The sequence below is a fragment of the Neorhizobium phenanthreniclasticum genome, from assembly GCF_040066075.1.
GTDB lineage: Bacteria > Pseudomonadota > Alphaproteobacteria > Rhizobiales > Rhizobiaceae > Neorhizobium > Neorhizobium petrolearium.
Genome location: NZ_JBEAAL010000001.1, coordinates 87,687 through 113,115, shown reverse-complemented (window position 1 = coordinate 113,115; position 25,429 = coordinate 87,687). Strand labels below are relative to the sequence as shown.

The 25,429-nt window shown below is 61.6% G+C and carries 30 protein-coding genes; 20 read left to right on the top strand and 10 right to left on the bottom strand.

Translation table 11 applies throughout. The features are described 5' to 3' along the window. Positions 1–50: 50 nt before the first annotated feature. From ABK249_RS00580 to ABK249_RS00530, 11 genes are all read left to right on the top strand, one after another. On the top strand, positions 51–1,007 hold the full coding sequence (locus ABK249_RS00580) for a heme o synthase (RefSeq protein WP_348861907.1): 957 nt from the start codon (positions 51–53) through the stop codon (positions 1,005–1,007). Further along, positions 1,004–1,144: a hypothetical protein gene (locus tag ABK249_RS00575; protein WP_348862327.1), complete on the top strand. Its 141-nt coding sequence runs from the start codon at positions 1,004–1,006 to the stop codon at positions 1,142–1,144. Before ABK249_RS00580 ends, ABK249_RS00575 begins: the two co-directional genes overlap by 4 nt. Positions 1,145–1,154: 10 nt before the next feature. After that, a complete protein-coding gene (locus ABK249_RS00570; RefSeq protein ID WP_348861906.1) occupies positions 1,155–1,760 on the top strand; it encodes a cytochrome c oxidase assembly protein in 606 nt (201 codons plus the stop codon). 50 nt (positions 1,761–1,810) lie between these two features. Beyond that, on the top strand, positions 1,811–2,686 hold the full coding sequence (locus ABK249_RS00565; RefSeq protein WP_037158098.1) for a cytochrome c oxidase subunit 3: 876 nt from the start codon (positions 1,811–1,813) through the stop codon (positions 2,684–2,686). A gap of 68 nt (positions 2,687–2,754) precedes the next feature. After that, the gene (locus ABK249_RS00560; protein WP_081953011.1) at positions 2,755–3,540 is read left to right on the top strand and encodes an SURF1 family protein; all 786 of its coding nucleotides are present in this window, start codon (positions 2,755–2,757) and stop codon (positions 3,538–3,540) included. Positions 3,541–3,610: 70 nt separating this feature from the next. Continuing rightward, entirely contained in the window at positions 3,611–4,615 is a 1,005-nt protein-coding gene (gene ispH, locus ABK249_RS00555; protein WP_037158096.1) for a 4-hydroxy-3-methylbut-2-enyl diphosphate reductase, read from the top strand. 141 nt (positions 4,616–4,756) lie between these two features. Then, on the top strand, positions 4,757–5,737 hold the full coding sequence (locus ABK249_RS00550; protein WP_037158093.1) for a homoserine kinase: 981 nt from the start codon (positions 4,757–4,759) through the stop codon (positions 5,735–5,737). Beyond that, positions 5,734–6,174, top strand: a complete 441-nt coding sequence (gene rnhA / locus ABK249_RS00545) for a ribonuclease HI (protein WP_037158086.1) — start codon at positions 5,734–5,736, stop codon at positions 6,172–6,174. The genes ABK249_RS00550 and rnhA overlap by 4 nt, the downstream gene beginning before the upstream one ends. A gap of 23 nt (positions 6,175–6,197) precedes the next feature. Beyond that, the gene (locus ABK249_RS00540) at positions 6,198–6,926 is read left to right on the top strand and encodes a class I SAM-dependent methyltransferase (RefSeq protein ID WP_037158083.1); all 729 of its coding nucleotides are present in this window, start codon (positions 6,198–6,200) and stop codon (positions 6,924–6,926) included. Positions 6,927–6,929: 3 nt separating this feature from the next. Beyond that, complete coding sequence (locus ABK249_RS00535) at positions 6,930–7,739, top strand: endonuclease/exonuclease/phosphatase family protein (protein WP_037158080.1); 810 nt, start codon at positions 6,930–6,932, stop codon at positions 7,737–7,739. Positions 7,740–7,801: 62 nt separating this feature from the next. Then, positions 7,802–8,110, top strand: a complete 309-nt coding sequence (locus tag ABK249_RS00530) for a Dabb family protein (RefSeq protein WP_037158073.1) — start codon at positions 7,802–7,804, stop codon at positions 8,108–8,110. Between the two features lie 94 nt (positions 8,111–8,204). Here the strand turns inward: ABK249_RS00530 and ABK249_RS00525 are convergent, their stop codons facing one another. Beyond that, complete coding sequence (locus ABK249_RS00525; protein ID WP_037158071.1) at positions 8,205–8,690, bottom strand: peroxiredoxin; 486 nt, start codon at positions 8,688–8,690, stop codon at positions 8,205–8,207. Positions 8,691–8,807: 117 nt separating this feature from the next. Further along, a complete protein-coding gene (locus ABK249_RS00520; RefSeq protein WP_052183142.1) occupies positions 8,808–9,665 on the bottom strand; it encodes a protein-disulfide reductase DsbD domain-containing protein in 858 nt (285 codons plus the stop codon). Between the two features lie 164 nt (positions 9,666–9,829). Here ABK249_RS00520 and ABK249_RS00515 point away from each other — a divergent pair, with 164 nt between their 5' ends. Further along, complete coding sequence (locus tag ABK249_RS00515; RefSeq protein WP_037158068.1) at positions 9,830–10,435, top strand: YqgE/AlgH family protein; 606 nt, start codon at positions 9,830–9,832, stop codon at positions 10,433–10,435. Positions 10,436–10,446: 11 nt separating this feature from the next. Next, positions 10,447–11,514, top strand: coding sequence for a zinc-binding metallopeptidase family protein (locus tag ABK249_RS00510; protein ID WP_037158064.1), 1,068 nt, complete (start codon positions 10,447–10,449; stop codon positions 11,512–11,514). Between the two features lie 235 nt (positions 11,515–11,749). Here ABK249_RS00510 and ABK249_RS00505 read toward each other — a convergent pair whose 3' ends face one another. Next, on the bottom strand, positions 11,750–12,904 hold the full coding sequence (locus tag ABK249_RS00505; protein WP_052183141.1) for an acyl-CoA dehydrogenase family protein: 1,155 nt from the start codon (positions 12,902–12,904) through the stop codon (positions 11,750–11,752). A 216-nt stretch (positions 12,905–13,120) separates the two neighbouring features. Here ABK249_RS00505 and ABK249_RS00500 point away from each other — a divergent pair, with 216 nt between their 5' ends. After that, positions 13,121–13,822, top strand: a complete 702-nt coding sequence (locus ABK249_RS00500) for a winged helix-turn-helix transcriptional regulator (protein WP_037158057.1) — start codon at positions 13,121–13,123, stop codon at positions 13,820–13,822. Between the two features lie 3 nt (positions 13,823–13,825). Here ABK249_RS00500 and ABK249_RS00495 read toward each other — a convergent pair whose 3' ends face one another. The 4 genes from ABK249_RS00495 to thrC form a co-directional block, all read right to left on the bottom strand. Beyond that, positions 13,826–16,684: an EAL domain-containing protein gene (locus ABK249_RS00495; protein ID WP_052183140.1), complete on the bottom strand. Its 2,859-nt coding sequence runs from the start codon at positions 16,682–16,684 to the stop codon at positions 13,826–13,828. 143 nt (positions 16,685–16,827) lie between these two features. After that, a complete protein-coding gene (locus ABK249_RS00490) occupies positions 16,828–17,439 on the bottom strand; it encodes a GNAT family N-acetyltransferase (protein ID WP_037158055.1) in 612 nt (203 codons plus the stop codon). Between the two features lie 18 nt (positions 17,440–17,457). Further along, the gene (locus ABK249_RS00485) at positions 17,458–18,756 is read right to left on the bottom strand and encodes a M16 family metallopeptidase (RefSeq protein WP_037158048.1); all 1,299 of its coding nucleotides are present in this window, start codon (positions 18,754–18,756) and stop codon (positions 17,458–17,460) included. 30 nt (positions 18,757–18,786) lie between these two features. Continuing rightward, the gene (gene thrC, locus ABK249_RS00480) at positions 18,787–20,187 is read right to left on the bottom strand and encodes a threonine synthase (RefSeq protein ID WP_200884012.1); all 1,401 of its coding nucleotides are present in this window, start codon (positions 20,185–20,187) and stop codon (positions 18,787–18,789) included. Between the two features lie 139 nt (positions 20,188–20,326). On the opposite strand from thrC, the gene ABK249_RS00475 reads away from it, so the two are divergent. Then, positions 20,327–20,887, top strand: coding sequence for a PilZ domain-containing protein (locus tag ABK249_RS00475; protein WP_081953010.1), 561 nt, complete (start codon positions 20,327–20,329; stop codon positions 20,885–20,887). A 27-nt stretch (positions 20,888–20,914) separates the two neighbouring features. Here the strand turns inward: ABK249_RS00475 and ABK249_RS00470 are convergent, their stop codons facing one another. Further along, positions 20,915–21,604 carry an HAD family hydrolase gene (locus ABK249_RS00470; RefSeq protein WP_037158046.1) on the bottom strand — a complete coding sequence of 230 codons (690 nt, stop codon included), beginning with the start codon at positions 21,602–21,604 and terminating at the stop codon, positions 20,915–20,917. 155 nt (positions 21,605–21,759) lie between these two features. On the opposite strand from ABK249_RS00470, the gene ABK249_RS00465 reads away from it, so the two are divergent. The 3 genes from ABK249_RS00465 (at position 21,760) to ABK249_RS00455 (ending at position 23,678) form a co-directional block, all read left to right on the top strand. Next, positions 21,760–22,428, top strand: coding sequence for a GntR family transcriptional regulator (locus ABK249_RS00465; RefSeq protein ID WP_037158044.1), 669 nt, complete (start codon positions 21,760–21,762; stop codon positions 22,426–22,428). A 189-nt stretch (positions 22,429–22,617) separates the two neighbouring features. Beyond that, positions 22,618–23,205 (top strand): biotin transporter BioY, encoded by a 588-nt coding sequence (locus tag ABK249_RS00460; protein WP_037158042.1) that lies wholly within the window; start codon positions 22,618–22,620, stop codon positions 23,203–23,205. Further along, positions 23,205–23,678 (top strand): DUF1284 domain-containing protein, encoded by a 474-nt coding sequence (locus ABK249_RS00455; protein WP_037158040.1) that lies wholly within the window; start codon positions 23,205–23,207, stop codon positions 23,676–23,678. Before ABK249_RS00460 ends, ABK249_RS00455 begins: the two co-directional genes overlap by 1 nt. Here ABK249_RS00455 and ABK249_RS00450 read toward each other — a convergent pair. After that, positions 23,629–24,312: an ArsR/SmtB family transcription factor gene (locus ABK249_RS00450; protein WP_037158037.1), complete on the bottom strand. Its 684-nt coding sequence runs from the start codon at positions 24,310–24,312 to the stop codon at positions 23,629–23,631. The two genes, ABK249_RS00455 and ABK249_RS00450, sit on opposite strands and share 50 nt — an antisense overlap. 70 nt (positions 24,313–24,382) lie before the next feature. Between ABK249_RS00450 and ABK249_RS00445 the strand changes: the two genes are divergently transcribed. Then, positions 24,383–24,712, top strand: coding sequence for an NIPSNAP family protein (locus tag ABK249_RS00445; RefSeq protein WP_037158034.1), 330 nt, complete (start codon positions 24,383–24,385; stop codon positions 24,710–24,712). Beyond that, positions 24,709–25,056, top strand: a complete 348-nt coding sequence (locus ABK249_RS00440) for an antibiotic biosynthesis monooxygenase family protein (protein WP_037158031.1) — start codon at positions 24,709–24,711, stop codon at positions 25,054–25,056. The genes ABK249_RS00445 and ABK249_RS00440 overlap by 4 nt, the downstream gene beginning before the upstream one ends. A 19-nt stretch (positions 25,057–25,075) precedes the next feature. On the opposite strand, the gene ABK249_RS00435 is transcribed toward ABK249_RS00440, so the two are convergent. Continuing rightward, on the bottom strand, positions 25,076–25,372 hold the full coding sequence (locus tag ABK249_RS00435) for a nucleotidyltransferase family protein (protein WP_348861905.1): 297 nt from the start codon (positions 25,370–25,372) through the stop codon (positions 25,076–25,078). Positions 25,373–25,429 lie beyond the last annotated feature (57 nt).

The following is a 25,429-nucleotide window of genomic DNA, read 5'->3' as shown; positions in this document are numbered from 1 at the left end:
AGGGCATCGCGGAACCCGCGATGCCCCGGACTACCAGACAGGACGGTTCAATGACGGTTATCGGCAATCACGACGCTCTCGGCACCGATGGAGGCGTGCGCCTCTCGGAAGCGAGTGCGCGCGATTTCTTCGAGCTTCTGAAGCCGCGGGTCATGTCGCTCGTGGTCTTCACCGCATTTACCGGCCTGATGCTGGCGCCCGGTCATCTCAACCCGGTGCTCGGCGTGATCTCCATCCTCTGTATTGCAGTCGGTGCCGGTGCTTCCGGCGCGCTCAACATGTGGTATGACGCCGATATCGACGCCGTCATGACCCGCACGGCCAAGCGTCCTATTCCGGCCGGGCGCATCCTACCGCAGGAAGCGCTCGCTTTCGGCCTGACGCTTTCGGTCTTCTCGGTCGTCATCCTGGGGCTTGCGGTCAACTGGTTCGCGGCCGGCCTGCTCGCCTTCACCATCTTCTTCTATGTCGTCGTCTACACGATGTGGCTGAAACGCTCGACGCCGCAGAACATTGTCATCGGCGGCGCATCCGGCGCTTTCCCGCCGATGATCGGCTGGGCCTGTGTCACGGGCGGCATCTCGCTGGACAGCATCCTGCTCTTTCTCGTCATCTTTCTCTGGACGCCGGCGCATTTCTGGGCGCTGGCACTCTTCAAGATGCGGGATTACGGCGCCGTCGGCGTTCCGATGATGCCGAATGTCGTTGGCGAAGCGTCCACGAAGAACCAGATCGTCGCCTATGCCGTGCTGACGGCGCTGGCAGCCGTCGCGCCGGCCTTCACGGGTCTTGCCGGACTGGGTTACGGCATTTTCGCTACCCTGCTCGGCGCGGTCTTCATCTACTGTTCCATCGCCGTCCGGCGCATGCCCGACGGCGATGAAAGAATGGTCCCGGCGAAGAAGATGTTCGCCTATTCGATTCTCTATCTGTTCGCGATCTTCTCGGCTTTGCTGGCGGATCGGCTTTTCGAGGGATTGCCTAACCTCCTCGGAGGTATGCTGTGATCGAAACCATCAAGCTCAACGACGCGCAGAAGAAATCGCGCCGCAACCGGAATATCGCGCTCGGGCTGGTCCTCGTCGGACTGGTGATCCTCTTCTACGTCATGACGCTGGTGAAAATCGGCAATATTGGGGGCTAGGAGCGAAGCGATGACGGATGTCGTTCAGAACGGTCAGGCAAAGCGGGTCAGCAACAGCGCGATCTTCGCCGGCTGCGTCGTTTTTGTCGCCGGCATGGTCGGTGCTGCCTATGCTTCCGTGCCGCTTTACCGGTTGTTCTGCCAGGTGACGGGCTATAACGGCACGACCCAGCGGGTAGAGCAGTATTCCGAAAAGATCCTGGACAGGACTATCCAGGTCACATTTGACGCGAATATCTCACCGGGCCTGAACTGGGAGTTCAAGCCGGCCAAGATGGTCAATCCCAAGATTGGCGAGACGATACAGATCGAATATACGGCGACCAACCGTTCGTCGCGTCCGACGACGGGTTCGGCCGTCTTCAACGTGACGCCGATGGAAGCGGGCGCCTATTTCAACAAGGTCGAGTGCTTCTGCTTCACCGAGCAGACGCTGCAGCCGGGCGAGACAGTCAAGATGCCGGTGGTGTTCTACGTTGACCCGGAGATCGCCAAGGCGGACGAGACCAGGAATATCAAGACGATCACGCTGTCCTACACCTTCTATCCGAGCGAGCCGGGCAAGCCGGTCGCCGCTCTGCCGGAGGGCAATAAGGCGGTGGACAAAAAACTTTGAGAGGGTCGCCGGGGTCCGGCGAAACAGGCATTCATCCGGGGAATTCTGACATGGCCGATGCGCATCAGAAACAGCACGACTACCACATCATCGATCCGAGCCCGTGGCCGATCCTGGCCTCGCTCGGCGCTTTTGTCATCACCTTCGGCGGCGTTGGTTACATGCGCTACCTGCATGGCAGCGCATTCCAGATTTTCGGCGTGAATTTTGCCACGCCGTGGCTGTTCTTCATCGGTCTCGCGATCATCATCTATACGATGATCGGCTGGTGGTCGGATACGATCAAGGAAGGCCGTGCCGGCGCGCATACCCGCGTCGTATCGCTGCACCTTCGCTATGGCATGATCATGTTCATCGCTTCGGAAGTGATGTTCTTCGTCGCCTGGTTCTGGGCCTTCTTCGATGCCAGCCTGTTCTCCAACGAGGCGATCCAGGCGACGCGCACCGAGGTGCTGGGAGGCCAGTGGCCGCCGAAGGGCATCGAAGTGCTCGATCCGTGGCACCTGCCGCTCTACAATACGGTCATCCTGCTACTTTCCGGTACTTGCGTGACCTGGGCGCACCACGCGCTGCTTCACGATGACCGCAAGGGACTGATCGCCGGCCTGTCGTTGACGGTTGCGCTCGGCATCCTGTTTTCCTGCGTCCAGGCCTATGAATATGCGCATGCCCCCTTCGAGTTCGCCAACTCGATCTACGGCGCGACCTTCTTCATGGCGACGGGCTTCCATGGTTTCCACGTGCTGGTCGGCACGATCTTCCTGGCCGTCTGCCTGCTGCGTGCGCTGAACGGCGGCTTCACCCCCACCCATCACTTCGGCTTCGAAGCCGCTGCGTGGTACTGGCACTTCGTCGATGTCGTCTGGCTGTTCCTCTTCTTCGCCGTCTACATCTGGGGCGGTTGGGGCGCGCCGCTCGCCCACTGAGGCCAGGCGCTAGAGATTGGCGGGGGCGGCGAAAGCCGCCCTTCTGCTTTTTCGAGGACAGGAATTCGATGGTGATGAAAGCCTCTCCGGAAACCGCATCAGGCGGCGGGCCGACCCGCAGTCGCAGCAGGGCAATTGCCACGGCTGCGGTAATCCTTGCGGCGCTGGCGATCCTGCTGTCGCTCGGCACCTGGCAGGTGGAACGCCTGCACTGGAAAGAAGGCCTGCTTGCTGACATCGCCGAGCGCCGTGCGGCGGCGCCGGTCGCGCTTGCGGATGTCGAAGCGATCGAAAAGAGCAGCGGCGAAATCGAGTACCGCCGTGTCTCGGTGACCGGCACGTTCGATCACACAAAGGAGCGGCATTTCTTCGCGACCTTCGAGGGGCAGACCGGTTTCTACGTTTACACGCCGATGACGCTTGCCGACGGCCGCATCCTTCTCGTCAACCGTGGCTTCGTCCCCTATGAAATGAAGGACCCGGCGACCCGTGCTGCCGGCGAGATCTCGGGCGAGCAGACCGTCACCGGTTATGCCCGTTCGCGGCTCGCGGGAAAGCCTTCCTATATCGTGCCGGACAACGATCTCGCCAAGAACATCTTCTACTGGAAGGATCTGGACGCCATGGTTTCGAGCGTCGGGCTTGATGCATCGAAGATGGTTCCCTTCTTCGTGGATGCCGATGCTTCCGTCGAAAATCCGGGCGGCTGGCCGAGGGGAGGCGTGACCCAGTTCGAACTGCCGAACAACCACCTCCAGTATGCCATCACCTGGTACGGGCTGGCGGCGGCGCTGGTTGCGGTGGTTGCGGGCGTCTGGATGCGGCGTAAACGTCCGGGCGCGTCCGGGCAATAGGCAACATTTTCCTTGGCGCAGCCGGATTCGCTCGCCTATATGGAGCGCAAGCAATGACCATGGGACCGGAATGAATATCCAGGTGAAAAAGCCCCCCCTGACGATCCGCCTTTGCGGCCCGCGCGGGTTCTGCGCCGGCGTCGACCGGGCGATCCAGATCGTCGTTCTGGCGCTGAAAGCCTATGGCGCCCCGGTCTATGTTCGCCACGAGATTGTCCACAACCGCTACGTGGTCGAGGGACTGGAGGCGAAGGGCGCGATTTTCGTGGAGGAGCTTGACGAGATCCCGGCCGAGCATCGCGAGCAGCCGGTCGTCTTCTCCGCCCATGGCGTGCCGAAATCCGTGCCGCAGGATGCCGAGGCGCGCAATCTCTTCTATCTCGACGCGACCTGCCCGCTGGTCTCCAAGGTTCATAAGCAGGCCATGCGCCACCAGCGGCTCGGCCGCCATGTCGTCCTCATCGGTCATGCCGGTCATCCGGAAGTGATCGGCACGATGGGCCAGCTCCCTCCCGGTACTGTCTCGCTGATCGAGACGGTTGAGGATGCCGACAGGTACCAGCCCGCCGATCCCGATAATCTTGGCTACGTCACCCAGACCACTCTGTCGGTGGACGATACGGCGGGCGTGATCGCCAGGCTGCAGGAGCGCTTTCCGAACCTTACCGCCCCGGCGGCTGATTCCATTTGCTACGCGACCACCAACCGCCAGGAGGCGGTCAAGGAAGCAGCACCGGGCTGCGACCTCTTCATCGTCGTTGGTGCACCGAATTCGTCAAATTCCAAACGGCTGGTGGAGGTGGCTCTGCGCGCCGGTGCCAAGCGTTCGCTGCTGGTGCAGAGGGCCTCGGAACTGAACTGGGACGAGATCGGCGACATCCGCACCCTCGGTCTTTCCGCCGGCGCTTCGGCTCCCGAGGTCATCGTCGACGAGATCATCGCGGCCTTCAAGGAACGGTTCGCTGCCGAGATCGAACTGGCGATCACGGCGGAGGAGAACGAGAATTTCCTCGTCAATCGCGAACTGCGCGGCGTGCCCTTGACCCATGAGGACATGGAATGGGTGAATGGGTGAGAAGCGTTCCGGCGGAGCCGGAGAAATCGATCCAGTGAATCGATTTCAGCTTCGAACGCCCTGAGCCCTAGCGAAGGGCGGGGGGAGCGGTTAGGAAGAGCCGTAATACCTCTGCCGGCAGAATCACAGCGGAATGACACCTTGGCCGTTTACACCGATATTACTGAGGACGACCTCAAACATTTCCTGACCGAATACGATGTCGGCGAACTGACCTCCTACAAGGGCATCGCCGAAGGTGTCGAGAACTCGAATTTCCTGCTGCACACAACCCGCGGGCCGCTGATCCTGACGCTCTATGAAAAGCGGGTGGAGAAGGCCGACCTGCCGTTCTTCCTTGGCCTGATGCAGCATCTTTATGCGCGTGGCCTGTCCTGCCCGTTGCCGCTGCCGCGTCACGACGGTCAGTTGCTCGGCGAGCTTTCCGGCCGCCCGGCTGCGCTCATTTCCTTCCTGGAAGGCATGTGGTTGAGGAAGCCGGAGGCGAAGCACTGCCGGGAAGTGGGCAAGGCGCTTGCTCAGATGCATCTTGCGGGCGAGGGCTTTCCGCTGACGCGGCCGAATGCGCTGTCGCTCGAAGGATGGAAGGCGCTCTGGGCGAAATCCGCCGACCGTGCCGACGAGGTGGAAAAGGGACTACAGGACGAGATCGCCTCCGAGCTCGATTTTCTGGCCGGCAATTGGCCGAAGGATCTGCCGGCAGGTGTCATCCATGCCGACCTCTTCCAGGACAACGTCTTCTTTTTAGGCGACGGGCTTTCCGGCTTGATCGACTTCTATTTCGCCTGCAACGACCTGCTCGCCTATGACGTCTCGATCTGCCTGAATGCCTGGTGCTTCGAAAAGGACGGCGCCTACAACCTCACCAAGGGCATGGCGATGCTGGAAGGCTATCAGAGCGTGCGTCCGCTTTCGCCGGAGGAGATTGCTGCCCTCCCGGTCCTGTCGCGCGGTTCGGCGCTGCGTTTCTTCCTGACAAGGCTTTACGACTGGCTGACGACGCCGCCCGGCGCGCTGGTGGTCAAGAAGGACCCGCTCGAATACCTGCGCAAGTTGCGCTTCCACCGGCAGATCGCCTCTGCCGCCGAATATGGCCTGGCATCGGAAGCGATCTCGTCATGAAGCATGTCGATATTTTTACCGACGGGGCCTGTTCCGGCAATCCCGGCCCGGGCGGCTGGGGCGCCATCCTGCGTTATGGCGAAAGCGAAAAGGAAATGTTCGGCGGCGAGGCGGAAACGACCAATAACCGCATGGAGCTGATGGCTGCGATCCAGGCGCTCAGCGCGCTCAAGCAGCCCTGCGAGGTCGACCTTTATACCGACAGCGCCTATGTGAAGGATGGCATTTCCAAGTGGATTTTCGGCTGGAAAAGGAACGGCTGGAAGACCGCAGACAAGAAGCCCGTCAAGAATGCCGAACTCTGGCAGCAGCTCGAGGAAGCGCGCAGCAAGCACAAGGTGACGCTGCACTGGATCAAGGGCCATGCCGGCCATCCGGAAAACGAGCGCGCCGACGAACTCGCCAGGCTCGGCATGGCGCCGTTCAAGAAGAAGTAGATCGACCGGCCGCGGAGGGAACGATGGCCCAGAACATCTATGACAGACCGGAATTTTTCGCCGGTTACAGCCAGCTCGGCAGGTCGGTATATGGCCTTGCCGGTGCTGCCGAATGGCCGGTGATCCGCACCTTGCTGCCGCCGATGAAGGGGCTGCGCGTCATCGATCTCGGCTGCGGGTTCGGCTGGTTTGCACGGTTTGCGGCGGAAGAGGGCGCCGCAGCGGTGCTTGGTCTCGACCTTTCCGAAAACATGATCGCCCGGGGGCAGACGGAGAATGCTCATCCGGCCGTCACCTACGAGATCGCCGATCTGGAACAGGTGGAGCTGCCCAGTGCAGCCTTCGATCTCGCCTATAGCGCGCTTGCCTTTCACTATCTGGAAGGTTTCGATCGCCTGGTGCGGCAGGTGCATGATGCCCTTTTGCCGGGTGGAAAATTCATTTTCATGATCGAGCACCCGATTTACATGGCCTCGGCCAATCCGGACTGGCAGACGGATGGAACTGGCAAGAGATTTTGGCCGGTGGATGACTATTCGGTCGAGGGTAAACGCACGACCGACTGGCTCGCCAAGGGTGTCGTCAAATATCACCGTACCCTCGGCACGACGCTGAACACGCTGATCGACAACGGCTTTGCGATCCGCCGCGTCATCGAATGGCATCCCTCGCCGGATCAGATCGCCGCCAATCCCGATCTCGCCGAAGAGATGGACCGGCCGATGTTCCTGATCGTTTCGGCGGAGCGCTGACCCATGGCCCTTCGTCTCATCTGCCTGAATGCCTGGGGTGGTCGCGTCCACGAGCCGCTGATGCAATACCTCGAGGCGGCCGATCCGGATGTGCTCTGCCTTCAGGAAGTCACCCATGTCGCGGGTTCTGGCTGCGGCTGGCTGACCTTCCGCGAGGGTGACTTCAAGTTGCCGCAGCGCGCCAGCTTGCTGGAGGATGTGACTGCGATTCTACGTGGCCATCATGCCTTTTTCGCTCCCGCCGCACGCGGCCCGCTCTATGATGGCGATCGCGAAGTAGCATCCGAATGGGGACTTGCAACCTTCGTCCGTTGGGGGCTGCCGGTGATCGGCCAGGTCCAGGGCTTCATCCACGGAGACTTTCCTGTCTCCGGTTTCGGCGAACATCCGCGTCCCCGCAATGCCCATGGTATCCGCATCTTTCGCGGTAATACGGGCTCGGCGGTGACGATCGTGCAGATGCACGGCCTGCGCGATCTCGCCGGCAAGGGTGACACGCCGGCGCGGCTGGCGCAGGCTCACGCTTTGGCAGGTCTTATCGAAAAGGTCCGGCAGCCGGGGGATGGACTGGTCGTCTGCGGTGATTTCAATCTCCTGCCGGACAGTGAGACCTTCGCGATTCTCGAAAGACTCGGCCTCACCGATCTCGTCACCACGCGTGGTTTCACCGATACGCGCACCTCCTGGTATCCGAAGGAGGGCCGCTATGCGGACTATCTCCTGGTGACGCCCCAGGTGAGGATCGAGAAATTCGAGGTTGTCGCCGAACCGGAAGTCTCGGACCACCGTGCGCTTCTTCTGGAAATCGCCTGACACGTGGTTGCGCTTGCCGTGCCAGCCACTATTCTGCCGCAAACCAAAACCGGGAGAGCCTCATGATCCTGCATTGCGTCTTCGTTCGGTTCAAGGCGGCTCTCCAGCATGCCGACAAGCAGGCGATCTATGACGCGGTCGCCGCGTTGAAAAACGTCACCCCCGGCATTCTCGATTTCAAATACGGCCCGAACGTTTCGCCGGAAGGCCTGAACGGCGGCTTTCTCGATGGTTTCATCGTGACCTTCGAGAGCCCGGAGGCGCGCGACGCCTATCTGGTCCATCCAGACCATGTCGCTGTCGGCGATCGTATTATCGCCTCCGCCGATGGCGGGCTTTCGGGGCTGATGGTCTTCGATATGGCTTTGTGAGGCTGCGGACGCTTGCCCGCGGCCATCGTCTGCCGGTCTGGCGCGGGAGAAAAAAGGGCGCCGAAGCGCCCCTGAAGCAGATTGCAGGTATCGCCTAAAGCTGTTCCAGCATCGCTGCAGCGCCGGAAACGGTCGCCTGTCCGGGGCTTTCCTCGATATTGAGCGACTTCACCACGCCATCCTCGATGAGCATCGAATAGCGCTTCGAGCGAACCCCCAGGCCTCCGGCGGAAAGGTCGAGGTCAAGCCCGAGCGCCTTGGTGAACGCGCCGTCCCAATCGGCGAGGAAGTGGATCTTGCCGAGTCCGCCCGTCTGTTGGGCCCAGGCCCCCATGACGTGCCAGTCGTTGACGGAAAGGACGGCAATGTCGTCGACACCCTTCGCCAGGATCGCATCCCGGTTTTCGAGATAGCCCGGCAGGTGGTTCAGCGTGCAGGTGGGCGTGAACGCGCCGGGAACGGCAAAGAGGACGACCCTCCTGCCGGCAAAAAGCTGTTCCGTGGTGATTTCCACGGGACCGTCCGCGGTCTTTTCCTTGAATGTGGCGGAGGGCAGTCTGCTGCCAACGGCAATGGTCATGGGAACTCTCCTCGGTTGGGCAGGCTCGTACCTCCGGCCGGCCAGTTGCGGCGCACTATAGTCCGGACTTGACATATGACAAGGAGAGGCGAAGCAGAAAGCCTGCTGTGAAGCCACTTACTCGAAGGCCAGCGAGGTTTCCATGGCGCGGTTGCCGGCGATCACCAGGATACCCCAGCGTTTGCCGTTGATATCGTAGTTCTTGGGCAGTTTGCCGACCGGCATGTCGAGTGCATAGGCGTCGCCATCCTGGCGGCCGTTGATGCCGTCGAAGAGCACATGGCCCTCTGGCCCTGTGACGATCACCTGCGGGGGCTCGGATGTCTGTTCCGGCAGCTTCAACTTCAGACTCAAGATGTTGCGGCCTTGGGTCATCGCATAATGCGTGACGGCGAAATCATCCGAAGGCCCTTCGGGCAGCCTGGAAGCGGCTATGTTGAGGATCATCGCTTCCTCGGCCGGGGTCCCCTTCGTAGAACCGAGCGCCAGGGAAAACTCCGCCTGGAAGGGAATGCAGATATTGCGGCAGAGGCCCACGAAGGCAGACGCGCCGAGGTTCAGCGACTTGTGGGGACCTTCCACTTTCAACTCGAAAGGCAGGGTCACCGGTCGGTCGTAACCGATATCGCGCAGTTTGCCGTTGTCGATCCGCTTCGGAACGGGATAGGAAACATGGCTTAGCGTCACACCGCTTGCCTTGGAAAAAACGACCTGCGGCGGAATGCCGGCGTCGCCGGGTTCCTTCCAGTAGGTGATCCAGCCGGGCTTCGGTTCGATCTGCAACGCGCCTCGCACCGTACCGTCAGGCTCCGGAGGCAACGCGACGATCCGCATCCGGCCGCCTTCGTTTGTAGCCCAGGGCGTGATCTCGGCACGGCTTGTGTTGGCAAAGCTGACCGTGATGCCCGCCACAAGGCATGCGGCAAGTGCAACGAAGGTGCGGATCGAAGAGCTACGGGCCGATTTTGCTGTCATCGGCCAAAGGTTTAATCGATCTGGTTCACCCGGACTAGTCATGAGCCGGGAAAAGCCGATCATTTTCGGTTGATTGATGGGGCCGACTGCCCCATCTTGATCAGATGGTGGATTCAAAACCCTTCAAGCCCGGAGTTCGGGCCGGAAGGCAGGCTGGAGACATGATGGCTTTCTCGACCTTGAGGGACAAGTGCGAACGGGGTTTCCTCGATGGCCAGTTCCTGATTGCCATGCCCGGCATGAAGGATAGCAATTTCGCGCGTGCGGTCGTTTATATCTGCGCCCATTCCACCGCGGGCGCCATGGGCTTTATCATCAATCGCGCACAACCCATCTCCTTCACGGACGTTCTCCTGCACCTGAAGCTTATGGATCAGCAGGAAGCGATCATGCTGCCCGGCGATACACGAGATTTTCCCATCCTCGCAGGCGGACCGGTGGAAACCGGCCGCGGCTTCGTGCTGCATTCGGATGATTTCGTCAGTGAGTCCTCGATACCGGTCAGTGACGACATTTCGCTGACCGCTACGCTCGATATCATCCGGGCCATTTGCAATGGGCGCGGGCCGGCGCGGGCAACCATGCTGCTCGGTTATGCCGGCTGGGGTCCGGGCCAGCTTGAATTGGAGATTTCCAGCAACGGGTGGCTGAATTGCCCCGCGAACGACGAACTGATCTTCGACCGCGCGCTGGAGGGCAAATATGAACGGGCGCTGGCGCTGCTTGGCGTCAGCCCGGAGATGCTATCCAGCGAGGCAGGTCACGCCTGAGTTGATCGTCTATGCGCCTCTACGAATGCGATCATTGCGGACAGCCCATTCATTTCGACAACCGCTCCTGTGTGAATTGCGGCCACCGGCTGGCCTTCGTGCCGGAAATGCTCGCCATGCATGCGCTCGTGGAAGATGCGGGGGAGGGTACATGGCATCTCGTCGCCGAACCCGCCCGCAAGGTGCGGCTCTGCGCCAATGCCGCTATGGACATCTGCAACTGGACCGTGCTTGCGGATCATCCGCACCCTTTCTGCCCCGCTTGCCGGCATAACCGCCTTGTGCCGGATGCCTCGACGGAGGCTGGCCTCGGCCAGTGGCGCCGCATCAGCCAGGCGCAGCGGCATCTCTTCTATTCGCTTCTGCGCTGGAACTTGCCGCGCACCAATCGCGAGGAGGATCCGGAAGGCGGCCTTGTCTTCGATTTCCTGGTGGACGAGGTGCAGCAGGACGGCACGGTCGTACCGGCGATAACCGGCCATGAGGATGGATTGATCGCCATCCGCGCCGCGGAAGCCGACGATGTTACCCGCGAGCGGATGCGGGTCCTGATGAACGAGCCCTATCGCACCATGCTCGGCCACTTCCGCCACGAGATCGGGCATTACATGTGGGACAAGCTGGTGCGCGACGGCGGCAGGCTGGAGGCGTTTCGTGCCGTGTTCGGCGACGAGAGGCGGGACTATGCCGAGGCGCTGAAACAGAATTACGAGTGGGGTCCTCCGCCGGACTGGCAGCAATTCTTCATCAGCACGTATGCGAGCACCCATCCCTGGGAAGACTTCGCCGAAACCTTCGCGCATTACCTCCACATCGCCGATGCGCTGGAAACGGCACGCGCCTATGGCATGTCGATCGCGACGAGGCAGCATGAGGCCTTGGCGGCCGAAATCGCTTTCGATCCCTATAACGCGCAGAGCGCAGAACAGCTTGTCTCGGCCTGGGTTCCTTTCAGCATGGCACTGAACAGCGTGCACCGCTCGATGGGAGTTCCGGATCTCTACCCGTTCATCCTGACATCGGCGGTCGTCGGCAAGCTGGAATTCGTGCATCGACTCATTCATGAGCATCAGGGATGAATGAACTCTCGGCCTGTCCCAAAAATAAACCCGCCCTCCGGTGGATCGAAAGGCGGGGCAGGTCAGGGAAGTATTCAGAACCCCTTAAAATTAGGGGGTAAATTGACATCCCTGTCAAGAGGCCCCCCGCTCCAACGCATGTCGCGCAAAAGTGTGCAGCGGTTTTGCGATGACGACATATGTCAGAACAGGAACCTGAAGCGTAGCAAGCAAATCCGAAAGGTCGCGACGCTCTTCAATAGGTCTTGAGCGTATCCAGGCCAAGCGCCGTGCGGCCGGCAAACTCCTGCTGCGCGCCGATTCGCATCGGATGATAGCGTGCTCCCTGGACATCGCGGAAGCGGCGTTCGAGACCTTTGTCCCGGTAGAATGCGGCACCCCCTGCCGTTTCCATGGCAAGTTCGGTCGCCGCAATTGCATGGCGCGCCACGAGCGACCTGCCGATCATCATCTCGTTTGTGGTTGCCGGAGAAGGCTCGCCCCGCTCCGCCGCTGCAATCATGCCGGCATGGGCGTATTGCGCTGCCCTGAGTTCGGTGTCCATCCTTCCCGCCAGCGCGATAATATGGGCATCCGGCTCTCGTTTCTTCGCCATCTGGAGGGCGATATCGCGGGCGCTTTCCGCCACGCCCATATAGGCGGAATAGATCAGCGGGAACGCGATCATCGAAATGATGTGGAAGAGCATATGCCATTCACCCTGGTTGCGCTTCAGCGCGACGGCATCATCCGGAACCACATGGCCTTCGATCATCACGTCGTTCGAACCCGTGCCGCGCATGCCCATCGCTTTCCAGGTGTCGAGGATTTTGACATGCGGCGATTTCATCGGCACGCCGAAATGGATGACTTTCGGCCCATCGGGTTCATCAAGAACAGCGCCCGTCATCAGGATATCGCCCACGGGCGAGCCGGACGTGAAGATCTTGCGCGCGGTGATCCGGTAACCGCCATCGACCTTCTCGGCTTTGCCCGATCCCTCGATCCAGTCGGAGCCTCCGCTGGACAGAAGAATGATCCGTTCCGCTGCGACGCGTTTCAGGAGCGGCACCACGGGCGCGGCCTTCTGGCGGGTCCAGCGCCAGGCGGGGATTGCCACCTGATGCGTGTGCATGGAAAATGCCAGCGCGGTCGAGCCGCAATGATGGGCAAGTTCCTTGATCATGGCGCAAAGTTCGGCGATCTCGGCGCCACCGCCGCCGAGATCCGTTGGAACTCCGGCCTCGACCAGGCCGGCTTCACGCAGGTCGCGATAGTTTTCGGCAACGAAAGCGTCGTTAGCGTCGGCTGTTTCGGCTCGCTCGGCAAAGGTCGGCCCGAGCGACCGGGCAATGCCCGCCAGTTCCGCATGAACGGTGTGCAAGGGTGAAAGTCCGGTTGTTGTAACCATGTTCCTATCCTCCTCCTGTTGAGAATAGGCGGATTGTTCGCGTCCGATCGGATGGCCGCAAGTACAGGAAGTGTACTGCCGTTCGGCCGGTGGCCTTTTCGGCATGAGGCTCGAGTGGGGAATCACCCAGCACAATCAATGGTACAGAAAATGGACTTGGTGCTTATGAAGAAGAGGAATATTCTACTTCGGATATTGGCGCGGAGGTCTTCCATAATGGAAATGACCGCAAGTTACGGTCAGTTCTGCCCGGTTGCGATGGCTGCCGAGGTCGTTTGTACGCGCTGGACACCGTTGGTTCTCCGGGAACTCCTGTGCGGCAGCCGCCGGTTCAACGATCTGAGGCGCGGTGTGCCGCGCATGTCGCCGACCCTGCTCTCGAAGCGCCTGAAGGAGCTGACACAGGCCGGGATCATCGAGACCCGCAAAGCATCGGATGGCGCCATCGAATACCACCTGACGCCGGCCGGAGAAGACCTCCGCGACGTCGTCATGACCCTTGGCTTCTGGGGGCACCAGTGGGTTGAAACCCAGCACGCCCTTCAAAAGCTCGATCCCGCGCTCCTGATGTGGGACATGCGCCGCAATCTCGATCCGATGCCGCTGCCTGCGCGGCGATCTACCGTTCTCTTCCACTATCCCGAGCAGCCGCCGGCACGACAACGCTATTGGCTCGTCGTCGAGGAGGGTGATGTCGATATCTGTTCGACTGATCCAGGCTTTGACGTCGATCTTTATGTGACCTGCCAGCTCCGCACGATGACGGCAATCTGGATGGGGGTGGCGACTGTGCGCTCCGAAATGGATGCCGGTCGGCTGGAACTCGACGGCGATCCCGAAATGGGGGCCTCCATGCAGCGGTGGCTGGGATTGAGCCCCTTTGCCCGCGAACGGCCGAGCGCGGGAAGGGCGGCGTGAAGATTACGCCCTTTTCGTCAGTGGGAATCGTTCCTTCAGCAGCTTGAGCACGGCGTCCGCCGGGGCAGGTGGGCCGAAAAGATAGCTCTGGCCGAAATGGCAGCCCATCTTGGCGAGTTCCGCTGCATCCTCGTCGGTCTCTATACCTTCCGCCACCACTGTCATTTCGAGCGCCCGGGCCATGGCGATCACCGATCGTAGCAGGACTGCCCGCTTTTCCGTGGCATCCCTGACCAGAGCCTTGTCGAGCTTGATCGTGTCGAAGGGGAATTGCGTGAGATAGGCAAGCGAGGAATAGCCGGTGCCGAAATCGTCGAGCGCCAGGCTGAGGCCCGTCTCCTTGAGCTTGGCAAGCACGAGGCGCGCCTGCTCCGGATTTTCCATCATCAGCGATTCGGTGAGTTCCAGCTTGATCTGGCCCGGATTGATCTGCGTCTTCTGGAACAGGGTCCTCACGTCGTTGTAGAGTTCGGCGTTCAGAAGCTGTGCGCTCGACAGGTTGACCGAGACGAAGATCGGCAGCTCGCCCGTCTGCTGCTGCCAGTTCATCAGGTCGGAGGCGGCGCGGTCCATGGCGAACAGGCCGAGCGGTTCGATCAGATCCGACATCTCCGCGATCGGGATGAATTCCGAGGGCGGTATGCTGCCGCGCTTCGGGTGATCCCACCGCATTAGCGCCTCGAAACCGGCGACTTCACCGTCCGTCAACCGGATGATCGGCTGGTAGGCGAGCGACAGTTCCTTGCGTTCGATGGCGCGGCGGAGATCCGTCTCGATCTGCAGTTTATCGGTGCCGGAGGTGCGGAAGGCGGGGCGGAAGGGCTCGACGCGGTTGCCGCCGCCCCGTTTCGCCCGATACATGGCAAGCTCGGCATCGGCGAGCATGCCGGCAGCGCTTTCCTGCTGGTCGACCCAGGAGGCAAGCCCGATCGAGGCGGTCAGGATGATTTCGCGATTGGCGAAGTTGATCGGCACCATGATCGCCTTGGAAACGGCATCGGCGAAGTCCGCCACCTTGGCCGGGTCCCGTTCGGATACGAGAATGAGGCCGAACTGGTCGCCGGCAAGCCGCGCCAGCGTATCCTGCGGTTTGAGAAGGCGTCGGAGCCGCCTCGTCAGCGCGATCAGGATGTTGTCGCCTGCTGCGATTCCAAGCGAATCGTTGACCTGCTTGTAGCGATCGATATCGATTGCCATGACGGTCGGCCGCACGGTATCGCCGTTGGGCGCAAGCGTCAGCACGGATTGAAGGCGATCGAGGAAAACCTGACGGTTCGGCAGGCCGGTGAGATTGTCGTGCAGGGCATCCTGCAGCAGGCGTTCGACGGAATTCCTCTGTTCGGTCGTGTCGACGATCGTGCCGACGCAGCGGATGATCTCGCCGTTCAAGCCGAGCACCGGCCGGGCACGGATATGCAGCCAGTGGAAATGACCGTCCTCGGCACGAATGCGGAATTCGTGGTTCAGCCGGCCGCGGCGATGTTCGAGAAGCACGTCGAGCGTGGCGCGGAAACGGTCGCGATCGTCCGGGTGGAGCCGCGGCACCCAGTTGCGCACCGGTCCGTGCATGGCGCCGGGGTCCAGTCCGAGGCGGGCGGAAATATCCGGCGTCGTGACGACGCGGTCGCGTGCCACGTCCCAGTCCCAGACGGTATCACCGCTGCCCGTCAGCGCCAGCGACTGCCGTTCGAGATCGGAGAACAGGCCTTGCTGATAGGCGCCGCCGGCAAAGGCGTGCTGCATCACCGTGAAGCCGATCAGGAGAACGATCAGGACGAGGCCTCCGCCGAGCGCCGGCTGGACGATATCGTTGTCGAGCCTCCCGGTCACCGTCATCCAGCTGCCGAACAGCCAGACGAGGATCAGCGCCCAGGTGGGCACGAGCAGGATCGCCCGATCGTAGCGGTTGAAGCCGAGATAGATGATGAGCAGGATGCCGACCGTGCCGGTCAGTGCGAAGGAAAGACGGGCGATGCCGGCTGCGACGGACGGGTCATAGATTGCCACGCCGCCGAGCAGCACGAGCCCGACGATCCAGGCGAGCGTCGCATAGCCCAGATGCACGTGCCAGCGGTTGAGGTTCAGATAGGTGAACAGGAAGATGACAAGCGAGGAGGCGAGCGCCACTTCGGCACCCGCGCGCCAGATGCGCTGGTCACTCGCGGTGATGGTGATCAGCTTGTCGAGGAAACCGAAGTCGACGCAGATGTAGGCGAGGACCGCCCAGGCAAGCGCCGCCGCTGCCGGCAGCATGGACGTGCCCTTCACCACGAAGAGGATGGTCAGAAAGACGGCGAGCAGGCCGGCAATGCCAAGCACGATGCCGCGATAGAGCGTGAACGAGTTGACCGTGTCTTTGTATGCATCTGGTTGCCATAGGTAGATCTGAGGCAGCGAAGGTGTGGCAAGTTCCGCGACGAAGGTGATGGTTGAACCGGGATTGAGCGTGATGCGGAAGACGTCCGCATCCGGGCTAGGCACCCGGTCCAGCGCAAACCCTTCCGACGGCGTGATGGAGATGATGCGCTGCGAACCGAGATCCGGCCAGAACATCTTGGAGTTCACCAGGCGGAAGTGCGGCGCGACGATCACCCGTTCGAGCTGTTCTTCCGACACGTTGGAAAGTGCGAAGACCGCCCAGTCGCCCTGGTGACGGGGGGAGCTGGCGCGCACCTCGATACGGCGGCGGATGCCATCGGCGCCGGCAGCGGTGGAGACCTGAAAGGCCTCGCCCTGATTGGTGTAGATATCGGTCGTCTTGGTGAGGTCGAGCGCCGTGTCGTCACGCGAGATTTTGACCGGCTCCGCCGCCTGGGCACCGGCAACGGTGAGGAACATAAGGGCGAAGAAGGTGGCGATCACATAAGCCCGATTAAACAGACGGGATGTGATACCCCCCTTTGTCCTGCCGGACAGAGGGGGGTGTTGAGGGGCACACCCGAACGCGGATGAAAACACTCTGGCGGTCAGCCCACGCAAATACGCAATACAAGACGACGCCGCGCTCATGGTTTCAGCATCTTCCCGAATTCACCATCTTCCGGCAACCGGGAAAACATCAGGTGGTCGCGCCATTCGCCGTTGATTTTGAGGTATTTTCGCAAAAGACCTTCCCGCTCGAAGCCGGCTTTTTCGAGAAGCCGGACACTTTTCCAATTCTCCGGAATACAGGCTGCCTCAATTCGGTGCAACTGAAGCCCGCCGTAGATATAGGGGATAGCCAACTTCAATGCGGCCAACATATGGCCTTGCCCCGCATGTTTTTCACCCATCCAGTATCCGATCATGCAGCTTTGCGCAGCACCTCTGCGGATATAACCGATGGTGAGGCCGCCGAGCAGCACGTCATCCTCCCGGCGGAAGAGGAGGAGCGGTACGGCGAGGCCCGACGCATATTCCTGCCCGCTTCTGATGACGCGGGCGCGGAACGAAGCCTCGGTCAGTTCGTCCGGCCGCCAGACCGGCTCCCAGGGCTGCAGGAAGGCTCGGCTTTCCGAACGCAGCTTGTACCATTGCCTGTAGTCGGAGTGGCGCGGAAGCCGGAGCAGGTGGTTTTCGCCATAAAGCTCTGGTGTGTCCGGCTGCCGCGACAAGAACCGAAACACCGACTTTGCCATGCCATGCTCCAGCCGGAATCAGCCGGCAGCCTTCTTCGTCTGGAACCCTGGCGAGGAAAGCGCCGTGGTGATGTCGGCCAATGGCGCGAGTTGCTCGATCGGGCCGACGGCGGATAATGTCGGAACTGTATCGAAAAACAGCCGTCCGGCAAGATCGGTGAGCCGTTCGGTGGTGATGCCGGCAAGTCTTTCCATCATTTCGGGGTTGGGGATTGGCCGCCCGTAAAGCATCATCTGCCGGGCGATCTGGCCGGCGCGCGCCGCCGGGCTTTCCTGGCCCATCAGGAGCTGGGCGCGGATCTGGGCGCGGGCGCGGTCGATTTCCTGCTGGTCGATCGTTTCGGATGCCTTGCGCAACTCATCGATCACGACCGGTACAAGGTTCGGCAGGTCGTCGCCGCCGGTGGCGGCATGGATGCCGAAGATGCCGGTATCGGAAAAGCCCCAGTGGAAGGCATAGACCGAATAGCAGAGGCCGCGATGCTCTCGCACTTCCTGGAAGAGGCGCGACGACATGCCGCCGCCCAGGATGTTCGCGAGAATTTGCGAACAGTAGAAGTCGCGCATGTGATAGGCCTTGCCTTCGAAGCCGATCAGGAGTTGCGCGTCCATGAGGTCGCGGTCTTCGCGCACGTCGCCACCGATGTACCGGGCGGTTTCCAGCACGGGCGTGGTGCTCGGCGTCCGGGGCAGCTTTGCGAAGCGTTCTTCCACCTGCTTGCAGAAGGCTCCGTGATCGACGGCGCCGGCGGCCACCACGAACATCCGGTCGGTCGTGTAGTTGCGCGAGAGATAGTTGCGGATCTGCGCGGGTGTGAAGCCTTTCACCGTTTCTGGCGTGCCGAGGATCGGCCTGCCGATCGTCTGGCCGCGATAGGCGGCCTCGGAGAAGCGGTCGAAAATGATGTCGTCCGGCGTATCGTTGGCCGCGCCGATCTCCTGCAGAATGACATGTTTTTCGCGGCGCAGTTCTTCCTCGTCGAATTCCGATTCCGTCAGGATGTCGGCGAGGATATCGACTGCGAGAGGCACATGATCCTTCAGCACGCGGGCGTAATAGGAGGTGGTCTCGGTGGACGTGGCGGCGTTGAGTTCGCCACCGACATTTTCGATTTCCTCGGCGATATCGCGGGCGCTGCGGCGCGCGGTGCCTTTGAAGGCCATGTGCTCGAGGAGGTGGGCGATCCCGTGCTCGTCCTCGGTCTCGTTACGCGAACCGGACTTGATCCAGACACCCAGCGCAACGCTCTCCAGATGGGGCATGGTCTCGGTGACGACTGTCAGCCCGGAGGAAAGCCGGGTGATTTCTACATTCATCTTTATGTCTTTCCGGCGCTACCGACGACTTCAAGCGCGGGCATGCTGGCCGATGAAGGTTTCGACGGCCTTAAGCTCAGGCTCCAAGATATCGAAGCGCTCCTCCCTTTCCATGAGATCAGCAAGCCATGATGGAAGCGCCGGATCAATTCCGCAAGCGGATTTTACCGCAGCCGGGAATTTGGCCGGATGCGCGGTGGCAAGCGTCACCATCGGACTCGAGCCTCGGGCGTTCTTCTTCGCAACGAAAACACCGGTCGCCGTATGGGGGTCGATGAGGTAGCCTGTTTCGGCAAGCGTCTCTCGGATTGTCGCGGCCACCTGGCGTTCCGTCGCCCGTCCGGCGCGGAATTCGCGCTTGATGGCCTTGAGCGCCTCAGGCTTGATTTCGAAGGCCCCGGACTGTTTCAGGCCTGCCATGGACGACCGCACCGCGGCAGCGTCGCGGCCACAGGATTCAAACAGCAGCCGCTCGAAATTCGAGGAAATCTGGATGTCCATCGAAGGCGAGGTGGTCGCCTTGACACCCTTCATCTCGTAGCGGCCGCTCTTCAGCGCGCGGGCGAGGATGTCGTTGTCGTTGGTGGCGATCACCAGCCGGTCGATCGGCAGGCCCATCTTCTTTGCGACGTAGCCGGCGAAAATGTCGCCGAAATTGCCGGTCGGCACCGTGAAGGAGATCTTTCGGTCCGGCCCGCCGAGCGAAACAGCGGCGGTGAAGTAATAGACCACCTGGGCCATGATGCGGGCCCAGTTGATCGAATTGACGCCCGAAAGCTTCAGGCGGTCGCGGAAGGCTGCGTCGTTGAACATCTCTTTGACGAGGTTCTGGCAGTCGTCGAAATTGCCCTTGATCGCCAGCGCATGCACGTTGGCCGCTTTCGACGTGGTCATCTGCCGCTGCTGCACGGGCGAGACCTTGCCATGCGGGAAGAGGATGAAGATGTCGGTGCGCTCGCGTCCGGCGAAGGCGTCGATGGCCGCTCCCCCCGTATCGCCAGAGGTGGCGCCGACGATGGTGGCGCGCTCGCCGCGTTCGGCGAGAACGTAATCCATCAGCCGCGCCAGCAATTGCATCGCCACGTCCTTGAAGGCGAGCGTCGTGCCGTGGAAGAGTTCGAGCACGAAATCGTTGGGGCCGGTCTGGACAAGCGGCACCACGGCCGGATGCCGGAACGTGGCATAGGCCTCGTCGATCATCGCCTTGAACACGTCATCCGGGATCTCGCCGTCGACGAAATGTTTGAGGACCTCGAAGGCGATTTCCTGGTAGCTCTTGCCGCGCAGCGCGCGGATCTCCTTCTTCGTCAGCACCGGCCATTCGCGTGGCACGTAAAGGCCGCCGTCGCGTGCGAGCCCGGCCAGCATGGCATCCCTGAAACGGAGGGACGCGGCTTCGCCCCGGGTAGAAATGTAGTCCACGACCTTCAATCCCCAATCGATTTTTATTCGCGCCGCTGATATAGACCATGAAAATGTGCGGTGAAAGAGCGGAAAACGGCGCTCCGGTTCTCCGAAAGGCAATGCCCGGAAATGGGCTGGAACGTGGGATGGAAGAGGGTTGAGTAGAGTGTTTGGCAAGATTTCACGTGGTCTTCTGGCGGCATCGTTCGTGGCGGCTCTCGCAGGCTGCAATTCCTCATCATCCACCGAAGGGTTGACGTCCGCCGCGCAGGCCCAGCAGCCGGTGACCCCCGTCGTGCAGGCTTACTGCCCCCAGGTGGTCATGCTGGACCAGACCGCCGTATACCGTGCCTATGCGCGCGGCGGCCAGGATAATCCGGAAAAGCTGCTCTACCAGGCCTCGCTCGCCGACGCGACGCGCCAATGCACCGCCAACGAAACGACGCTGACCATCAATGTGGTCGCCCAGGGTCGCATCGTGCAGGGTCCCGCGGGTACGCCCGGCAAGGTCACGCTGCCGGTGCTCGTCGAAGTGATCGACGGCGACAATGTCATCTACTCACAGAAGATGGCATTCCCGGTCGACATGCCGGCTGGCGGCACGCAGTTCATCTTCAACAAGCCGGACGTGCAGATTCCGAATGCGCCGGGCGGCGCCTCGCGCTTCACCCGCGTGCGTCTCGGCTTCGAGACGGGCCCGGCAAAGAAGTCGGCCCGCCGGAGCTGATACCATCTCCTGACCGAACGGGCCGGTTCAGAGCGCGCCGCTCCATTCCCCGAGTGCTGCGACCACGGCCGGCAGGTCCATCATGCGCGAGATTACGGTCTCCGCGCCGGCATCCGTCAGCCGGTCCGCATGGCTGGGATAGGTGTGCGACGCGCCCGTGAAGCCGACGACGCGCATGCCGGCGGCTTTCGCGCCATGGATGCCGTGGACGGAATCCTCGATGACAAGCACCTTGTCCGGCGAAACCTTGAACTGTTCGGCAGCGTGCAGGAAGATGTCCGGCTTCGGCTTCACCCGGTCGCCCCCGAGATCCTTGGCCGAATAGATATGCGGTGCGAAATAGGGCTTGAGGCCGACCTTCTCCAGCATCATGTCGAGCCGGTGGCTGCTCGAATTGGAGCAGATGCAGCGCTGCGTCGTGAGGCGGGCAAGCGCGAATCTCACCCCGTCGATGATCTTCACGTCGCGGGCGAGGCGGGCGTCGAGCAGTTTCTCCGACTTGTCGAGCAGCGAGGCGGAAAGGGGTATGTTCGCTTCCTTCTCCACGGCCAGCAGGATGTTCTTCCAGGTCATGCCGGCGAAACGCTCGCCCATTTCCTCGATGCTGATCGGATAACCCGCTTCGGTGAGAAGCCGCGATTCGACCTGCGCCGCGATGATTTCGGAATCGACGAGCACGCCGTCACAGTCGAAAATGATGAGGTCGAAGCCGCTCATGATGGAAGCCTTGTGTGGATGGAATGCCTTATGCGGAAGTGAGGCGGGCCTTTTATACGACCGGGGCGAAAAGCTCAACCAATCCGCCTGCATGGCAGGTGCAAGCGAAGCGGGCGGCTCTCGACAAGGCAGGGATGGCCATCTAAGGAACGAACATGGGCAAGGAGCCGGAAGACACCATCGCCAGCCGCATCAGCCGGGTACTTGCCGATCGCATCGTGCGCGGCGAGCTCGCCGCGGGCGCACGTCTTCGCCAGGATCATATCGCCGAGGAATTCCAGACGAGCCACGTGCCGGTGCGCGAAGCCTTCCGGCGGTTGGAGGCGCAGGGGCTGGCGATCAGCGAGCCGCGCCGCGGCGTTCGCGTGGCATCCTTCGATCTCGCCGAAGTCCGCGAAGTGGCGGAAATGCGTGCCGCGCTGGAAGTGCTGGCACTTCGCCATGCCGCGCGCCATCTGACGCCGGCCATCCTTGATGCGGCCGAAGAGGCGACCCGCGAGGGCGATGCGGCAGCCGACGTTCAGGCCTGGGAGGAGGCGAACCGCCGGTTCCACAACCTCATCCTCGCACCCTGCGGCATGAAGCGGCTGCTTGCCTCGATCGACGACCTGCACGCAGCGAGCGCCCGTTTCCTGTTCTCCGCCTGGCAATCCGGCTGGGAGAAGCGGACCGACCACGATCATCGCGCCATTCTTGCCGCGCTACGTCAGGGAAGGGCGGAGGAGGCTGCGGCCATCCTCCAGAAGCATGTCCAATGGATCGGCCGCGGCCCGCAGCCTTCTCGGGCGGGTATGTCGCGCGAGACTTTCGCCATCGTCGGTTGATGATCAAAAATTATAGATAATTTATTTCCCTGCAAAATCTGTCAAAATCGCCGGATATCTCTGCTTGTTCGATCTTTATCGTGTCGCAGATGGCGATTGATCGCGACAAAGCCACTTGCGAAGGGTGTGAATGTGCTTCATGAAATAGATGGGAATCGAAATTATCTATAATTTGAAAAGGAGCGCTTGATGTCCCTGACCAATTCCCATGAAGCCCTTGCATTCGATCCGCTGCGGCTGGCCGGCAGGTCCGTCCTGACGAAGGCCGTGTTCGTGCTGGCCGGCACGCTCGCGCTGGCGATCGCCTCGCAGATCGCCGTGCCGATGGTGCCGGTGCCGATCACCATGCAGACCTTCGCGGTGACCATGATCGGCGTGCTCTATGGCTGGCGGCTCGGCGCGGTGACGGTTCTAGCATGGCTCGGTGAAGCCATGCTCGGCGCTCCGGTTCTGGCGGGCGGCGCGGGCGGAATTGCTCCTTTCATGGGGGCTACGGCCGGTTATCTCTTTTCCTTCCCGCTGGTCGCCGCCGCAGCCGGCTGGCTTGCCGAGCGCGGCTGGACCGGACGCCGCCTTGTCGCCAGCTTTTCGGCGCATCTGGCCGCAAACCTCTTGTGCCTAGCGCTCGGCTGGGTCTGGCTCGCGGCGTTGATCGGCGCTGAAAAGGCGTTCTGGGCGGGTGTCGCGCCCTTCATCCTCGGTGCGGCGCTGAAATCAGGTCTCGCGGCGGCCGCCCTGGCCGTGCTCGCCTCCCGCAATCGTACTGCGGCAGAGTAATGGTCAGGCTGCGGCCGCATCATCTTCTCTGCATGCTGACCTTTGTCGGCGAAGGCTATAATCCGGCCTTCGTCGCCAACTATCGCCGGATCGCAGCCCGGCTTTCCGCTGGCGAGCCGATCGAGATCGTCTCCGGCCCGGACGATATCTGCGCGCCGCTTCTGCGGGATGAGAATGCACATTGCCTCGCAGCATCGGTTGTCGGTCGTGATGCGGCGGCGCTTGCCGATCTTGGCAAGCTGCTTGGTTGTGAGCTTGAGGCAGGATCGGTGATCGCTTCCGATCCGGCGCTGCTCGATAGGCTGCGTGAAGCTTTTTCCGCCGGTTCGACGCGCCGCGCCTGCGCCGGTTGCGAATGGGGCGGGCTTTGCGACCGCCTCGCGGGAGAGGGATATCAAGGGGCGCTGGTGCGGGGACGAAGGCTCAATCCGCCGGAAACAGCGCCAGGAATTTCCGCTCGCCCTCGGGCGTGAACAGCACGGCGCGGCTTTCGCCGCTGCGCCTTGCCCAGCCTTTTTCGAGGAAATGCGACAGCAGCGCCTTGCCGAGCGTGCCGGCAAGATGCGAGCGCCGCTCGCTCCAGTCGAGGCAGGATTTGCAGATCGGCCGGCGGCTGGAGGAAAGTGTTCCCACATCGATGCCGATCCTGCCGAGTTCCGTCCGGCCTTCCTCGGTCATCGCCAGGTTCTCGCCGTCGGTCGCAATCGCACCGCGCTTGACGAAACTATCGAGCATTCTGACGCCGTAATCGCCGGCCAGGTGATCGTAGCAGACTCGCGCCTTGCGCAACGCCGGATCCTTCGGTCCGGGCTGGTGGCGCAGGTGCCCGCGGCTTGCGGCAAACCCCATGAGACTTTCGAGCAGTGCGCCGGCCGCCGCATCGGCCAGCGTGAAATAGCGATGCCGTCCCTGCTTGCGCTGGGCGATGAGACCGCCATCCTCCAGTTTCGAAAGATGCGAACTCGCCGTCTGCAGCGTCACGCCGGCTGCTTGCGCAAGCTCGGTCGCCGTCAGCGCCTGGCCGCCCATCAACGCCGTCAGCATGTTGGCGCGCGCGGGATCGCCGATCAATGTTCCGATGCGGGCAATGTCCGGACCTTCTTTCATACTTCGATCCTAACCGAAGCATCTTCGTTCGGCAATATGGCAAAACACCCTTGCAAGACAGGAGAAAGCCATGATCACGTGTTTCATTCGCTATGAGATCGACCCGTTCAGGAAAACGGAGTTCGCCGAATATGCCCGCAACTGGGGCCAGGCGATCCCGCGTTGCGGCGCCGACCTCATCGGTTATTTCGGCCCCCATGAAGGCTCGGCCACGACCGCCTACGGCGTCTATAATATCGAGAGCCTGGCGGCCTACGAAAGCTACCGCGCCCGGCTGGCGGCCGATCCGCTTGGTCAACAGAACTACGCCTTCGCAAAACGCGAGCGTTTTATTCTGAAGGAAGACCGGATCTTCCTGAAGAATGTGTCCACTCCCCACGGAGCTTTCGTAAAGCCATGATCGCCGTCATCTTCGAAGTCGTGCCCTATATGGGCGAACGCCACAAATATCTCGACCTTGCGGGAGAACTGCGCTCGGAACTCGAAAAGATCGATGGATTCATCTCGATCGAGCGGTTCGAGAGCCTCACCCTGCGCGGCAAACTCCTCTCGCTCTCCTTCTGGCGGGACGAGGAGGCGGTGCGCCAGTGGCGCAATCTGGAAGCCCACCGCGCCGCGCAACAGGCGGGACGTAACGGCATATTCGCCGATTACCGCCTCCGCATCGGCCATGTGCTGCGCGACTACGGCATGTTCGAGCGCGACGAGGCGCCGGAGGACAGCCGCAAGGTGCATGCGGCGTGATCGCCGTAATCTTGCGGTATCAATAGATTTGTAAGGCGGAATTCTCAATTCCGCACTGCAACATTGGGTGAAGGCTGTCACGCGTTGTTATGTCGACCGGCAGGTGAAGCTCGTCTTCCAAAAAGAGTTTGATGCCGACGAGATCGAACGCGTTGAGGCGGCTCTCTGGATCATAGTCGATGAACAGATCGAGATCGCTTATTGGACCTGCCTCGTCCCGGGCGACCGAGCCGAAAAGATAAAGCGATGTCGCACCAAGCGCCCGGATGGCGTCGGCCTGCCGTTTCAGCTTCTCGATGGCCTCGTTCTTTTTCATGACGCGGATTTTAGCCTATCGCTGGAGGTTATTCCACGCCCTCGAATTTTTTTTCGA

Excerpts from the sequence above, each read along its gene's own strand:
- ABK249_RS00465 (WP_037158044.1), top strand. The coding sequence starts at position 21,760 with ATGGGCAAGGAGCCGGAAGACACCATCGCCAGCCGCATCAGCCGGGTA.
- ABK249_RS00500 (WP_037158057.1), top strand. The coding sequence starts at position 13,121 with ATGGAAATGACCGCAAGTTACGGTCAGTTCTGCCCGGTTGCGATGGCT.
- ABK249_RS00455 (WP_037158040.1), top strand. The coding sequence starts at position 23,205 with ATGGTCAGGCTGCGGCCGCATCATCTTCTCTGCATGCTGACCTTTGTC.
- ABK249_RS00525 (WP_037158071.1), bottom strand. The coding sequence starts at position 8,690 with ATGACCATTGCCGTTGGCAGCAGACTGCCCTCCGCCACATTCAAGGAA.
- ABK249_RS00490 (WP_037158055.1), bottom strand. The coding sequence starts at position 17,439 with ATGGCAAAGTCGGTGTTTCGGTTCTTGTCGCGGCAGCCGGACACACCA.
- ispH (WP_037158096.1), top strand. The coding sequence starts at position 3,611 with ATGAATATCCAGGTGAAAAAGCCCCCCCTGACGATCCGCCTTTGCGGC.
- ABK249_RS00560 (WP_081953011.1), top strand. The coding sequence starts at position 2,755 with ATGGTGATGAAAGCCTCTCCGGAAACCGCATCAGGCGGCGGGCCGACC.
- ABK249_RS00450 (WP_037158037.1), bottom strand. The coding sequence starts at position 24,312 with ATGAAAGAAGGTCCGGACATTGCCCGCATCGGAACATTGATCGGCGAT.
- ABK249_RS00470 (WP_037158046.1), bottom strand. The coding sequence starts at position 21,604 with ATGAGCGGCTTCGACCTCATCATTTTCGACTGTGACGGCGTGCTCGTC.
- ABK249_RS00565 (WP_037158098.1), top strand. The coding sequence starts at position 1,811 with ATGGCCGATGCGCATCAGAAACAGCACGACTACCACATCATCGATCCG.
- ABK249_RS00580 (WP_348861907.1), top strand. The coding sequence starts at position 51 with ATGACGGTTATCGGCAATCACGACGCTCTCGGCACCGATGGAGGCGTG.
- ABK249_RS00485 (WP_037158048.1), bottom strand. The coding sequence starts at position 18,756 with ATGAATGTAGAAATCACCCGGCTTTCCTCCGGGCTGACAGTCGTCACC.
- ABK249_RS00535 (WP_037158080.1), top strand. The coding sequence starts at position 6,930 with ATGGCCCTTCGTCTCATCTGCCTGAATGCCTGGGGTGGTCGCGTCCAC.
- ABK249_RS00505 (WP_052183141.1), bottom strand. The coding sequence starts at position 12,904 with ATGGTTACAACAACCGGACTTTCACCCTTGCACACCGTTCATGCGGAA.
- ABK249_RS00460 (WP_037158042.1), top strand. The coding sequence starts at position 22,618 with ATGTCCCTGACCAATTCCCATGAAGCCCTTGCATTCGATCCGCTGCGG.
- ABK249_RS00435 (WP_348861905.1), bottom strand. The coding sequence starts at position 25,372 with ATGAAAAAGAACGAGGCCATCGAGAAGCTGAAACGGCAGGCCGACGCC.
- ABK249_RS00445 (WP_037158034.1), top strand. The coding sequence starts at position 24,383 with ATGATCACGTGTTTCATTCGCTATGAGATCGACCCGTTCAGGAAAACG.
- ABK249_RS00570 (WP_348861906.1), top strand. The coding sequence starts at position 1,155 with ATGACGGATGTCGTTCAGAACGGTCAGGCAAAGCGGGTCAGCAACAGC.
- ABK249_RS00440 (WP_037158031.1), top strand. The coding sequence starts at position 24,709 with ATGATCGCCGTCATCTTCGAAGTCGTGCCCTATATGGGCGAACGCCAC.
- ABK249_RS00520 (WP_052183142.1), bottom strand. The coding sequence starts at position 9,665 with ATGACAGCAAAATCGGCCCGTAGCTCTTCGATCCGCACCTTCGTTGCA.
- ABK249_RS00515 (WP_037158068.1), top strand. The coding sequence starts at position 9,830 with ATGGCTTTCTCGACCTTGAGGGACAAGTGCGAACGGGGTTTCCTCGAT.
- ABK249_RS00540 (WP_037158083.1), top strand. The coding sequence starts at position 6,198 with ATGGCCCAGAACATCTATGACAGACCGGAATTTTTCGCCGGTTACAGC.
- ABK249_RS00530 (WP_037158073.1), top strand. The coding sequence starts at position 7,802 with ATGATCCTGCATTGCGTCTTCGTTCGGTTCAAGGCGGCTCTCCAGCAT.
- ABK249_RS00510 (WP_037158064.1), top strand. The coding sequence starts at position 10,447 with ATGCGCCTCTACGAATGCGATCATTGCGGACAGCCCATTCATTTCGAC.
- rnhA (WP_037158086.1), top strand. The coding sequence starts at position 5,734 with ATGAAGCATGTCGATATTTTTACCGACGGGGCCTGTTCCGGCAATCCC.